At 72.0% G+C, this 12,899-nt stretch carries 11 protein-coding genes; 3 read left to right on the forward strand and 8 right to left on the reverse strand.

All coding sequences use genetic code 11. The features are described 5' to 3' along the window. Positions 1 to 16: 16 nt before the first annotated feature. The 8 genes from IPI43_33640 to IPI43_33675 all read right to left on the reverse strand — a co-directional run bounded on the left by IPI43_33640 (position 17) and on the right by IPI43_33675 (position 8,881). Positions 17 to 1,180 (reverse strand): glycosyltransferase, encoded by a 1,164-nt coding sequence (locus IPI43_33640; GenBank protein MBK7779006.1) that lies wholly within the window; start codon positions 1,178 to 1,180, stop codon positions 17 to 19. Then, on the reverse strand, positions 1,177 to 3,435 hold the full coding sequence (locus tag IPI43_33645; protein MBK7779007.1) for an NAD-dependent epimerase/dehydratase family protein: 2,259 nt from the start codon (positions 3,433 to 3,435) through the stop codon (positions 1,177 to 1,179). Before IPI43_33645 ends, IPI43_33640 begins: the two co-directional genes overlap by 4 nt. After that, positions 3,432 to 4,436, reverse strand: a complete 1,005-nt coding sequence (locus IPI43_33650) for a glycosyltransferase family 2 protein (protein ID MBK7779008.1) — start codon at positions 4,434 to 4,436, stop codon at positions 3,432 to 3,434. Before IPI43_33650 ends, IPI43_33645 begins: the two co-directional genes overlap by 4 nt. Next, complete coding sequence (locus IPI43_33655) at positions 4,433 to 5,287, reverse strand: polysaccharide deacetylase family protein (GenBank protein ID MBK7779009.1); 855 nt, start codon at positions 5,285 to 5,287, stop codon at positions 4,433 to 4,435. Before IPI43_33655 ends, IPI43_33650 begins: the two co-directional genes overlap by 4 nt. Continuing rightward, positions 5,284 to 7,020: an amino acid adenylation domain-containing protein gene (locus tag IPI43_33660; GenBank protein MBK7779010.1), complete on the reverse strand. Its 1,737-nt coding sequence runs from the start codon at positions 7,018 to 7,020 to the stop codon at positions 5,284 to 5,286. The genes IPI43_33655 and IPI43_33660 overlap by 4 nt, the downstream gene beginning before the upstream one ends. A 12-nt stretch (positions 7,021 to 7,032) precedes the next feature. Beyond that, entirely contained in the window at positions 7,033 to 7,290 is a 258-nt protein-coding gene (locus IPI43_33665) for a hypothetical protein (protein MBK7779011.1), read from the reverse strand. A gap of 194 nt (positions 7,291 to 7,484) precedes the next feature. Continuing rightward, the gene (locus IPI43_33670; protein MBK7779012.1) at positions 7,485 to 8,030 is read right to left on the reverse strand and encodes a carboxymuconolactone decarboxylase family protein; all 546 of its coding nucleotides are present in this window, start codon (positions 8,028 to 8,030) and stop codon (positions 7,485 to 7,487) included. Beyond that, positions 8,027 to 8,881: an SDR family oxidoreductase gene (locus tag IPI43_33675; protein MBK7779013.1), complete on the reverse strand. Its 855-nt coding sequence runs from the start codon at positions 8,879 to 8,881 to the stop codon at positions 8,027 to 8,029. The genes IPI43_33670 and IPI43_33675 overlap by 4 nt, the downstream gene beginning before the upstream one ends. 257 nt (positions 8,882 to 9,138) lie before the next feature. Between IPI43_33675 and IPI43_33680 the strand changes: the two genes are divergently transcribed. From IPI43_33680 to IPI43_33690, 3 genes are all read left to right on the forward strand, one after another. Further along, positions 9,139 to 10,308, forward strand: coding sequence for a hypothetical protein (locus IPI43_33680; GenBank protein ID MBK7779014.1), 1,170 nt, complete (start codon positions 9,139 to 9,141; stop codon positions 10,306 to 10,308). 104 nt (positions 10,309 to 10,412) lie between these two features. Continuing rightward, positions 10,413 to 11,798, forward strand: a complete 1,386-nt coding sequence (locus tag IPI43_33685; protein MBK7779015.1) for a hypothetical protein — start codon at positions 10,413 to 10,415, stop codon at positions 11,796 to 11,798. A gap of 46 nt (positions 11,799 to 11,844) precedes the next feature. Then, positions 11,845 to 12,894: an AraC family transcriptional regulator ligand-binding domain-containing protein gene (locus IPI43_33690; GenBank protein ID MBK7779016.1), complete on the forward strand. Its 1,050-nt coding sequence runs from the start codon at positions 11,845 to 11,847 to the stop codon at positions 12,892 to 12,894. The last annotated feature ends 5 nt before the right edge of the window (positions 12,895 to 12,899 follow it).

A 12,899-nucleotide genomic window follows, 5' to 3' on the forward strand; every position in this document is an offset into this window, starting at 1 on the left:
TCTTTCGGGCCGCGCCTCAGCTGGGGCGGGCCGTGCGGACCCACTCTTGGTCCGTCTTCGAGGCCCGCAGGATGGCGGGCAGCAGCGCGAGCTTGCGCGCCACGTACAGGGGGGCGGTGCCGAGGGCCACCCAGTCGGCGCGCGTGGCGCCGCTGGTCATGAGGCTGCTGAGCACGTGCGCGCCCACCAAGGAGAGCGCGCCCGCCGCGTACAGCTGCGTGGGCGGGAACGGCAGCACCAGAACCACCAGCAGCGCGCCCACGTGCGACGCCAGCGGCAGCAGCAAGAGCTCGCCCAGCGGCTCCACGCTGCGCCCGCGCCCGCGCAGTACGTCGGCAGCCAAGCTGGGCGCCAGCTCGCGCAGCATGCGCAGGCGGCCACCCTCCCAGCGCGCGCGCTGCGTGCTCTCGGCGGCAGCCGTGGTGGGCACCGCGGCGCTCACGGCGGTCTGCTCGACGAAGCGCACGGCATAGCCCGCGCGCACCATCATGACGTGGTACTCGAGGTCCTCCACCACCGAGCGCGCCGTGTAGGGCAGCGCCTCGAGCACGCGCCGGTGGAGGCCGAAGCCGTTGCCCAGGATGCCCACGGACAGCCCATAGCGCTCGCGCGCGCGTGGCCGGGCCACGTTGAAGGCCAGCAGCGCCACGTTGCGGAGCTGGTGCTCGCTCGCGTTGCTCACCAGGTAGCGGCACTGCACGCCGTCGGCGCCGCCCGCAAAGGCCGCCGCCATGGCGATCAAGAAGTTGGGCAGGACCGTGGTGTCGGCGTCCACCACCAGAGCAGCCTCCACGCTCGGGTCTTCTAGCGCGTGCGTGAACGCCAGCTCGAGCGCGTAGCCCTTGCCGCGCCGCTCGGTGTCGTTGCGCACCAGCACCTCGGCGCCGGCCTCGCGAGCCCGGGCGGCGGTGTCGTCGCTGCAGTTGTCGGCCACCACGATGACGCGCGCCCCACCGGGAGGCTGCTCACACGCGAACAGGCTCTGCACGCACTGCGCGATGCCGCCCGCTTCGTTGTGCGCCGGCACGATGACCGCCAGCATGCCGCACGCGCGCGCGTCGCCCAGGAGGCGCGGCTTGCCCAGCAGCGAGCCCAGCGTGAGCGCGCCCAGCTCGAGCGTGCCGGGCAGCGTGGCGAGGGTGCCCGTGACGCCCAGCGCCGCGCTGGCCAGGAAGATCACGGCGCGGACTCCGGCTGCACGGGCGCGCTGCTAGCGGATCCGGAGGTAGCGCTCGTGTCACCCAGCTCGAAGTACTCCCGCACGGGCCGGTGGATGCCCTCGCGCACCAGCACCTCGCGGCGCTTCTCGGGCTTCCAGCCCAGCTCGCGCTCGGCCTTCGCAGCGCTGAACGTGCCCGCGAAGCTCTTGCCTTCGCAGTCGGCGTAGCTGGGCAGCACGGCGGCGGGGCTGCGCCCGGCGGCCTTCACCGCGAACTTGGACAGCGCCGTCACGTAGGCCCGCGGCGCGGAGACCGGCACGCGCCGAATGGTGACGCCCGCGCTCTTCTCCACCTCGTCCAGGTACTGGTTGGCGGTGATGCACGGGTCGGCCGTCAGATTGTACGACTGCCCCAGCACGCCGTCGGCGGTGCGCGCGGCCACCATGGCGTCGGCCACGTCGTCCACCAGCACGATGGGCAGCGGGTGGTCGCCGCTGCCGTAGAGCCGGCACACGGAGGGATACGGCCAGGCCGCGATGCCCCAGTGCAGCGGCGGGCCTCCCGCGCCCAGCACGATGCCCGGGCGGAACAGCGTGAGCGGCAGGCCGTGGGTGCGCATCAGCTCGGTGAGCACACGCTCGTTCTCGGCCTTGCTGCGCGCGTAGGCGTTGGCGCGCAGCATGCCGTCCACCGGCGCGGTGTCTTCGGTGATGACGCCGGCGCGCGCCCCCGCGTAGTAGATGGCAATGGAGCTGGCGTAGAAGAAGCGCTCGACCCCGGACTTGGCGCACGCCTCGGCGAAGGCGCGCGTGGGCGCCACGTCCCAGCGCAGGTACTCGTCCCACGTGTTCCCGTAGCCGCGAGCCAGGTGGTACACGTGCTTGATGCCCTCGAGGGCGGGCACCACGGACGCGAGGTCCGTGAAGTCACCGCGCACGCGCTCCACCTCGGGGCGCATCAGCTCGGGCGGCGCGCCGTCGGGGTCACGTGCCAGCACGCGGACACTCACGCCGCTCTCCACCAGGCGCCGCACCAGCGCGCGGCCGATGAAGCCCGTGCCACCCACCACCAGCGTGTCGGGGCGCTGCGCTCCAGTGGCCTGCGGAACCACCGTCTTGGGCGCGGCGCTCACCGCCGGCGCTTGGGTTCCTTGCCCCAGCCCGGCCCGCTCGGCCGCGCGCGTGGCCAGCGCCACCGCCCCCTTGGCCAGCGCGACATCCAGGCGTGCGTCCAGCCGCCCGAGGCGCGTGTCGTAGAAGCAGCGCACGGCGCGCGTGATGCTCTCGGCGAACGGCCCACCGGCCACGGGCAGCCCGGCCTTGGCCAGCACCACCTGGCCGAGCGTGGCGCCGGCCTGCGTCAGCGCGCTCTGCGCCGCGTGGCCCACGTTCACGAAGCGGTCGATGTCCAGCAGGTACGGCGTGTGTTCCTGCCGCACGTAGGTATTGTTCTCGAAGTCCACGTGGCCCGTGCCGTTGCTGCCGCGCACGTGCACGTAGTGCTCGGGGTAGCCGGCGTCGAAGCAGAAGCGGATGCGCACGCTGGTCTTGCCGGCCCAGCCGCGGATCTCCCAGCGGCGGAAGAAGCGCAAGCCGCGCGGCAGCGCCACCTCGTCGCGCGCGTCCACGCTCAGATCCGTGATCTCGGTGGCGCTGGTGTTGGGCGCGAGCCCGCTGGTGAGGTGCAGCGCGTGCGCGAAGGAGTGCGGCGCCACCTCGAACAGGATGTGGCTCGGGTGCGCCAGCATGAAGGCCGAGAACGGCCCGCCCTTCACTTGCCCCAGCTCCTTGTTCCAGACGATGTCGATCTGATCCAAGTGCCCCAGGCGCCCGCTGCTCACGTCGGCCATCAAGCGCTCGTAGGGCTTCGTGAACAGGAAGTTGTGGCTGGTGCCGCAGCGCGCGCCGCTCGCTCGCGCCGCGCTCTCGAGCGCCTCGCAGCCGGCCAGCGTGTGGGCCAGCGGCTTCTCCAGCAGCACGTCCACGCCGGCATCCAGGATCTGCAGCGCGGGCGCCACGTGCGCGTTGGGCGGCGTGAGCACGTGGACGGCGTCGAGCTTCTCGCTGCGCAGCATCTCGGCGAGGTCCCCATAGGAAGCGGGGATGCCTTGGGCCTCGGCGAAGCGGGCGGCCGCACTGGCCCGCAGGTCACACACCGCGCGCACTTCCACACCGGGGACCGCACGCAGCGCGCTCACGTGGTAGTCCGCGATGTAGCCCGCGCCGACGATGCCGACGGCGAGAGCAGGAGACGAGGAAGACTTGGGCGCGTTCATGACTTGTACTCGATGATCTCGGGCGCGGCGTGCTGCACACGGTCCCGGTGGAACTTGATGACCCCCAAGAGCTCGGGGAAGGGCTGTAGCGCCACGCTGCCACCCCACGCCAACGCGTGGCCCAGCGGGAAGCCCTGCTGCCGCGTGCGCAGCGCGGTGCGCGCGGCGACCACGGGATAGCGAGCCAGCAGCCCCAGCGACAACCCCAGCGTGGGCAGCGCCAGCCCCAGGGCCGCAGCGGGGGCCACGGCGCCCCACAGCACGGTGCGCCGCAGGTTCTGCTCGAAGTAGCGCTCGGGGGGCGCGCCGTGCAGGTGGTGCACCTGGGCGTAGCCGTGCCCGCAGCGCTTGGCCCGCTGCCACCACTGGCCGGCGCGGTGCATGTCTGCGTCGTGCAGCGTGCTGTCCTGCGGCAAGCGCACGAACCGCCCGCCGGTGTGCGCGCGCAGCCGAACGCCCAGCTCGTCGTCCTCGGCGGCGATGACGCTCGGGTCGTAGCCGCCCACGGCGGTGAGCGCGCTCGCGCGGATCATCACGTCGCCGCCGAAGCAGCGCACGTCGCCCGCTGGGCCGCTGCGCCACTCCACGTCGCAGACGCGGTTGTAGACGCTGGCCTCCGGGTAGCGCTCGCGCCGGTAGCCACACACCGCCACCACGCTCGCGTCGCCGGCCAGGGCCGCCCCAGCCGCCTCGAGCCAGCCCGGGACCACCTCGCAGTCGCCGTCGATGAACTGCACCGCGTCGAGCCCAGGGTGCGCCGCCAAGAGCGCGCGCCAGCCCTCGTTGCGCGCACGCGCCGCGCTGAAGGGCCGCGACATGTCGAGCGCCACCACTGCGGCGCCACGCTGCCGGGCCTCGGCCACGCTGCTATCCGTGGAGCCCGAGTCCACGTACACCACGGGGCGCTGCCCGTCGCACACGGACTCGAGGCAGCGCACCAAGCGCGCGCCCTCGTTGCGACCGATGAGCACCACGCCCACGCGCAGGCCAGCCCCGGTCACACGATCTCCTGACGCACGCGCTGCAGCCGGTACAGGTTCTGGTCCACCACGCGCCACGCATCGAGCGCGCCGCGGCTCTGCAGCGCGAACATGGGGAGCGGCTCGCCGCCCTCGATCTTCACGCGCGGCAGGCTGATGGGGTCCATCCCAGGACGGATGCTGCCGTGCATCGAGTTGAACGCCACGTGGTAGCCCGCGTCGGCCAGCGCACGTTCGGTGACGGGGTTGAAGTCCGCGCGCGTGCCAAAGGGATACGCGAAGCAGCGCACCTCGTGGCCCAGCTCGCGTTCCAGCGTCTCGCGCGAGCGCTGCGCCTCTTCGCGTGCGTCGCTGGGCGCCATGAGCCCCAGCGAGCGGTGCGTGTGCGCGTGCGACCCGATGGTGACCAGCGGGCTCTCGTCCAGCGTGCGCAGCTCGTCCCACGTGAGGAAGCGCTCGGGCAGTCCGTCGTAGTCGGCGCCCACGATGGACGCGCTCACGAACGCCACCGCCGGCACGCCCCAGCGGCGCAGCGTGGGAAGCACCTCGGTGAGCGTGCTGAGGCAGCCGTCGTCGATGGTCACCAGGCACGCGCCGTCGGGCAGCACTTCGCGACCCGCCACGAAGCGCTGCACCTGCTGGAGCGACACGGCGCGGCCCTCTTCGGCCAAGAGCCGCATCTGCGCGTCGAACGCGTCGCGCGTGACGCAGAACGGGTCCTCCGGGCAGGCGTCCCCCACGCGGTGGTAGGTGAGCACGCGCACGCGCGGCCCGCGCGCTATGGCCCCGCGCAGCGCCAGAGAGCCGCTGGCCAGCGAGCCGAAGGTGACCGCCCCGCGCGCGGCCTTCTTGATGACCCAGCGGCGGTTCACGCGGCGCCTCCCGTGCGGGTGGCCGGAGCGCTCGCCTCGGCAGCCGCGCCAGCGCTCACGGGAGCGCTCGCGCCCAGCTTCGCGGCAACCGTCGCGGCGGCCTCGGCGTCCACCACGGCGCGCAGCGCGTTTCGGTCCACCTTGCCGTTGGCGTTGAGCGGCCACTCGTCCACCAGCAGCACGCGCGAGGGCTGCATGTAGTTGGGCAGCCGCGCCTTGCTGGCCTCCACCAGCGTGCGGCCCAGCGCCTCACGTGCCTCGGCGCTCGCACCGTGGGGCGCCTGCACGAAGCCCACCACGCCATCGGCGCCGCTCGTGGACAGCGGCCAGCCCAGCGCGATGGCCACCTCGGTGCGGCCCACCTCGCGCAGCACGGCCTCGATCTCGCCGAGCTCCACGCGGTAGCCCTGGATCTTCACCTGGTTGTCCACGCGCCCCAGGTACAGCAGCGGGCCGCCATCCGGCCAGCGCACGCGGTCGCCCGTGCGGTAGAACACCTCGGTCTCGCCCGGCGGCACCACGAAGGCCTTCGCGGTGCGCTCGGCGTCCTGCCAGTAGCCGGGGGTCACCTGCGCGCCCGCTAGCAGCAGCTCGCCCGCTTCGCCGCGTGGCACTGCCGCGAGCGCCTCGTCCACCACGATGGCGCGCATGCCCGGATACGGCTCGCCGATGGGCACCACCCCGTGCGCGCACTCGGCCAGCGACGCCTCCCCGCGCCAGCGATAGAGCGTGCAGGCGATGGTCAGCTCGGTGGGCCCGTAGAGGTTCTCCACCACCGACGCGGGCGCCGCCGCCGCGAACTGCGTGACGATGTCGGCCGGGAGCGCCTCGCCACAGAAGAGCGTCCAGCGCAGGCTGGGGTAGCTGTCCGGCTTCAGCATGCGCAGGCGGCTCATGAGCACGCCCGTGGACGGCACGCTGAACCACACCGTGAGCTCGTGCTGCTTCAGGTATTTGCTGGGGAACAGCTTCTGCTGCGCCGTGGGCACGCACACACAGGCGCCGCGCTCCCACGCGCAGAACGTGTCGAACACGCTCAGGTCGAACGTGAGGTCGAACGTCTGGCTGAACTTGTCCGCCTCGGTGATGGCGTAGCGCTCCACCATGACGTCCAGGAACGCCGTCACGTTGCGGTGCGCCACCATCACGCCCTTGGGCTGACCGGTGGAGCCGCTGGTGAAGAGCAGATAGGCCACGTCGTCGGGCGAGGCGTCTCCCAGCACGTGGTCGCGCGCCGGCTCGAGCTCGGTGGCCCCCAGCACCCGATGCAGCGGGAGCGCGGCCCGCAGCACGGCCAGCTCCGCCACATCGACCATGTCGGGCAACAGGACCAGGAGCGCGCGCGGGAAGCCGCTGAGCAGCTCGGGCAGCTTGGCGCTGGCCGTGGCGTCCACCACCAGGGCCTCGCAGCCCGAGCGCTCCAGCATGGCGGCGCTGCGCGGCAGCGGGAACGTGGGGTTGAGCGGCACGTAGCCATGCCCGTGCAAAAGCGCGCCCAGCAGCCCGGCGAAGGCCGTGGGGTGCCGATGACCGAAGACCGCCGTCAGCCGGCTGGGTGGATGGCCCGCGTCAGCGTCGCCCGTGTGAACATCCAGCGTGGCCGCGATGGCCCGCGCGCGCTCGGCCAGCTGGGCGTACGTCAGCGTCTCATCGCCGATGGCGAGACACGGGCGCTCCGGGAAGCGCGCGAGCGACCGCAAGAACCCACTGCGCAGTGTCGGCTGGTCGCTCATGGCGTGCTCACCTCACGCCGCCAAGGGCGCGAAGAAGGCCGCCCACAGCGTGTCGATGCTGGTGAACACGTCCGGCTCGATCTCGTCGGTGTCCACCTCCACCCCGCGCAGCTCCTCGATGAACAGCACGAACTCCACGATGTCGAGCGAGTTCAAGAGCCCCACCTCCAAGATGGGCAGCTGGTCCGTGAACTCCACGGGCGGCGCGGCGCTGGCGTGGTCCAGCAGCCAGCGCTTGAGCTGAGGGCGAATCGTCTCTTGGTCGGGCATGGGTCTGCGGCCTGGGAGAAGGCGGAGTGAGGCTGCAATCTTGCATGTGCGCTGAGGTGCTGCAAGGTGGGTAAACGGAGGTTTAGGGTCGCTTCAGGCCTGTGGTCAAGGCCCGAGCTCGACCACGCCGGCTCGCCGATTCGCGACCGCACCGATTCCCCGAAGCGCGCGGACGCGGCCCCTCCGGCCCCCCCTCAGCGGGCGTCCAGCGGCACGCGCAGCGTGTTGAGCGTCATGGCCAGCATCTGGTAGTGCCCCACCAGCAGGCACAGCTCGATGATCTCCACCTCGCTCGCCAGCTCGGCCAGCTCGCGCCACGTGTCCTCCAGGATCTCGCGCCGCTCGTAGAGGTCTTGGCAGGCGCGCAGGAACGCCCGCTCGCGCGACGTGAAGCAGTCGGCGTCCAGCTCCCCCTGCCGCACGCACTCGATGGCTTCGTCGGACACGCCAGCGCGCTTGGCCAGGCGCTCGTGGTGGTCCCATTCGTAGGGGCAGCGCATGCTGGTGGCCACGCACAGGATCACCAGCTCGCTCTCGCTCCGGCGCAGCGTGCCGCCCGGCATGAGACCACCCGCGAACAGCAGCCACTTGCGGAACAGCGAGCGGTGCCGGCCCAGCGTGAGGAAGATGTTGGGTGGCGGTCCACCGCTGGCCGCGCCGAGCGCGCGCGCCAGCAGCCCATTGACCAGGCCCAGGTCACGCAGGTTGCCGGGCCGGATGCGTGGGGGACGCGCGCTCACGGTGCTGCCCCTGGCTTCGCGGCCACGCCGTCGAACTCGCGGTTCAGCCGGCGCATGACCTGCTCGTAGGGCCACGGGAACTTTTCCTTCCACCACTGCCCCACGCGGATGTCGACGGACGTGTAGACCATGTACTGGTTGCGCTCCACGCCTCGCACGATACACGCGGCGGCGTGCTCCGGGGTGACGGCGTGCTTCTCGAAGCGCGCGCGCAAGCGCTGGAAGGCCGGGCTGCTGGGGTCGGCGCCGGCCACCTTCACCGTGCTGACCAGGCCCGTGTTCACGCCACCGGGGCACACCAGGCTCACCTCGATGCCGTGACGCTCGAGGTCGAAGCGCAGCACCTCGGACACCCCGCGCAGCCCGAACTTGCTGGCCGAGTAGGCCGCGTGCCACGGCAGCCCGAACAGGCCCGCAGCCGACGACACGTTCACGATGTGGCCACCGCGCCCGGCCGCGATCATGCCCGGCACGAACGCCTCGATGACGTGGATGGGCCCCATCAGGTTCACGTCCACCACCTTGCGCCAGTCGGCGTGCGCCATGCTCTCCACGCGGCCCCAGATGGCGATGCCCGCGTTGTTCACCAGCACGTCGGCGCTGCCGTGCTCGCGCGAGACCTCCTCGGCGAAGGCGCGCACGGCCTCGTAGTCGGCGATGTCGAAGGCGCGTGCGAGCAGCACCTGGCCACCGCGCTGCCGGACCTCCGCGGCCACGGCGTCGAGCGTGGCGCGGTTCACGTCAGTCAGGATCAGGCGTGCGCCCTTCTGCGCCGCCAGCAACGCCAGCGCCTTGCCGATGCCGCTGCCGGCTCCCGTGATGAGCGTCTTCTTGCCTGCGAGCTGTGTCATGGCCCGATGCTGCCCGATCACGCGCACGGGCGCCTGTCCGGAGTGGTCAGCGGTCTGTCACTTCAGGCCAAGCCTCCCGGCACGGACCTTGCTGCATGGCTCCTCGTAACGACCACCCGTGTGCCGACCTGTGCCACGCTCCTTCAGGGAACCCCATGCCCACTCGTCACCCTCGCGTTCCCGTTTCCAGCCGACCGCGCTCGCCGTCGCTCACCGAGCGATGGAACGGGGCGGCCACGCTCGCTGCGTTGGGAGGCGTGACCCTCGCGAGCGCCCCGACCGCTGTCCACGCGGGAGCCGACGCCGCCGTGGAAGGGGGCATCTTCTTCGGGCACGCGTTCGGCGCGCCGCGCGGGTTTCACTGGGGCTTCGAGCTGCGCACGAGGATCTACGACGAAAACGTCTACGACGGCTGCAGCTGGGACCCCACGTACAACTCCGGCGTCATGACCGCCCGCATGGGCGCCGTGGATCGTGACTTCTTCGTGGAGTTTCTGGCGGGGGTCACTCACCAGGCGGACTACCTGAGCGTGGGCGCGCAGGTGGGCCTGGGCTATCAGCACGGCGCCCCGCGTCCGCTGCGCATCCCGCTGCTCCTCGACGGACGCGCCGTCGCGGCGGCGATCTACTTCGAGCTGGACCTGCGCACGGGGCGCAGCGGGGCCATCGACCAGGGCGTCCTCTTGCCCCCCGTCGGCGGCTTCGGTCGCTACGGCTGCGCGATTGGCCGACCCATGCGCGATGGCCACGGCGACCGCGTCACGCTGCTCGGGGCTGCGGCATCGGCACCGTCCGGAGGGGCGCGCGCGGACGAAACCGCGCTGTGGCACAGGAGCGCCATCATGGAGGCGGAGTCCGTGCCTGCGTTCGACCTCCTGGCGCACGACCTAAGACGCGCACGCGCTCCGCGCTCGCTCTTGCGGCGCGCGGTGGCCGCGGGCGACGACGAGGTCCTGCACGCGCACCTCGCCGCCGCGCTCGCTGGACAGACGCCCGAGGTGCAGCTGGGCGGAGCACTCGACTCCCTCGAGAGTCGCGCGGGACTGGAGGGCGACCAGCTCCTCGCTCGGCTCGCGGTCGAGAGCTGGCTGGATGGATGCCTGGGCGAGGGCGCGGCGGCCGAGCGTGCCCGCCTCGAGTCCGAGCGGCTCGATGACCCCGACGCGTGCCGCGCGCAGCGCATCATCGCCGCCGACGAACGCCGGCACGCCGAGCTCGCGTGGGACGTGCTCAGCTGGACACTGAGCGTGGGTGGCGCGCCCGTGCGGCGTGCGCTGCGCGAGGTGCTGGAGATCCCGCTGGCCATCACCGCCGAGGTGGATGCCGGCGAGGCCACACGCTTCGGCTACCTCGACCAAGACGATGTGGCGCGCGTGCATGTCGACGTGCGCAACGAGTCGCTCCGACGCGCGCAGGCGCTGCTGTAAGCCGTCGCGAGTTCGCTCGCGCTCCAGACAGCCTGGCCAGAGATGACAGGGCATTGTCCTGCCGTGACAGGCACGACCGGCGGCGCGCGGCGACTCTGGCGGGCATGAACGCGACCTCAGTCTCGCCATTGGGCGCCTCGCCACTCCTTCTCCGCGGGTTGGGGCACGCCACTCGCTTCGATGTCCGGGCCGCCTGCGCCGGGCTCATCGTCTCCGGTGTGTTGGTGCTCGGCTGCGGCGACGCGGCGGGAGGCCCATCGGTCGACCTGGACGGCAGCGTGGCCCTGCCCGACGCAGACCACGAAGACCTGGGCTCGAACGTGGATCTCGGCAGGCCGCAGGACCTCGGCGCGGATGATCTCGGCATGGCCCACGACGCGGGCGTGGACATGGGCCCCACGCTTCCGCCGCCACCGGACTGGTACGAGCCCGGCGCGCCCATCGTCACCGAGCCCGCGCAGCTCGAGACCTGGCGCTACCTGCCCATCGCGGGCATGCGCTGCGCCAATGGCACGGACAGCGGCGTGTTCGTGAACATCACCGACCGGAGCGACGACCTGCTGGTGTTCTTGATGGGCGGAGGCATCTGCTACGACGACATCAGCTGCAACCTGCCGCCGCACCGCGACGCGATCCTGAACGCGATGGGCGCCGACCCGCTCGCGTGGTGGCAGGGCAACGCCGAGGGCCGCACCGCCATCTTCGACCGCAACGCCACCGAGAACCCGCTGCGCGACGCCAGCTACGTGGTGCTGCCGCACTGCACGCTCGACTTCCACTTGGCCAACAAGGTGTCCACCTATTCGGGCTTCGCGCCCCTCGAGCAGGTGGGCTACCGCAACGTGCAGCACGCCATCAGCGCCGTGGCGCCCACGTTCGAGCACGCGGGCCGTGTGGTCGTGGCGGGCTTCAGCGCGGGCGGCGTGGGCACGCTCGGCAACTACCACCAGATCGCCCAGGTGTTCGAGTCGTTCGGGCAGCCCTCGCCCTACCTGATCAACGACGGCGGCCCCGTGCAGACGCGCCCCTACTACTCGGCCGCCAGCCACAACGCGGTGCGCAGCGGCTGGGGCCTGGCCGACACCGTGGAGCAGTGGTGCACCGGCTGCGCGGAGTTCGGCAACCACGAGACCTGGCGCTCCATCCACGCGCTGCACCCCGGTGTGCGCAGCGCCATGGTGTGCGCGTACGGCGACCAAGTGGTGATGGGCCTCTACTCGCTGTTCGATCCGCTCGGGAACCCACAGCACTTCACCACCGAGCTGATTCCGTTCTTCCCGTTCGTGCGCATCAGCATGCGTGCGGGGCTGATCCAGCTGAACACCTTCGTGCAGGGCGTCCCCACGCAGGGCGCGCACCGCAGCTTCTACTACGTCGGCGAGCGCCACGGCGCGCTCACCGCCGCGCCCTTCTCGGCCACGCCGGGCCTCGCGGACTTCCTCTCGGCACAGCTGAACGACGATGCGAGCTGGACCAGCGTCATTCCGTGACATGCGGTCTAGCGGCACGTCGCCACTCCGGCGACACTTCCCCACCATGGTCGCCACGCGTCCCGTCCAGGCGTTCATCCCGCCGCGCTACTACGCCATCCTGCTGGACGTGCTGGGCGAGCGGGGCCACGACCGCCCCGGGCTGCTACGCCTGGCCGGCATCCCAACAGACGCGTTCGTGGGCGACGAGAGCTACCTGACGCTCGCGCAGGTGGAGGCGCTGGTGGGGCGCGCCTGCGAGCTGGAAAACACCGACGAGCTCGGGCTGCAGGTGGGCCAGCGGCTCCAGCTGATGAGCCACGGCTCGCTCAGCGTGGCCGCGCTGACGTCACCCACCATCGCCGACGCGGTGGAATTGATCGTGGAGTGCTTCGCGCTGCTGATGCCGCTCTTCGCGCTGAGCGTGCACCCGCGTGGGGTCTCCACGGGCGTGCGCCTCGGCGTGCGCTGGCCGCTCGACCCCGAGGTGGAGCGCTTTCACACCGCCACCATGAGCGGCAGCCTGTATGCGCAGCTGCGCTTCCTGCTGGGCGGCGTGCTGCCCAAGGACGTGGAGCTGGACGCGCGACACCCGCGCCCGCCCGGCCTGCCCGCATGGGTGGACACCATCGACATCGCGCTGCGCTTCGACCAGCCGCACTACGAGCTGCGCATGCCCACCGCGCTGCTCAGCGTGGCGCTGCCGCTCGCGGACAAGCGCGCGCACGAGACCGCCCGGCGGCGCTGCCTCGAGCTCTTGGCCGCGCGCCCCGACCCGGCACGGGTGGCCAGCATGGTGACGCACGCGCTCGCCGAACACGGGCCCCCGTTCCCGGACCTCGAGGGCGTCTCGCGCGCGCTCGGGCTGTCCAGCCGCTCGCTGCGGCGCCGCCTGCAGGAAGAGGGCGTCTCGTTCCGTGAGCTGCAGAGCCACGCGCGCCTGGCCATGGCCGATCAGTGGCTCGCGGACCCGCACCGCTCCATCACCGACATCGGCCTCGAGCTGGGCTACTCCGACGCCGCCAACTTCTCGCGCGCCTTCCGCGCCGCGCGCGGTCGCACCCCCAACGAAGCGCGCGCCGAGCTGCTGGGCACCACCCCGCGCGCGCCGACCTGACCGTC

This window comes from Sandaracinaceae bacterium, assembly GCA_016706685.1.
Classification (GTDB): domain Bacteria; phylum Myxococcota_A; class Polyangia; order Polyangiales; family Houyiibacteriaceae; genus JADJJE01.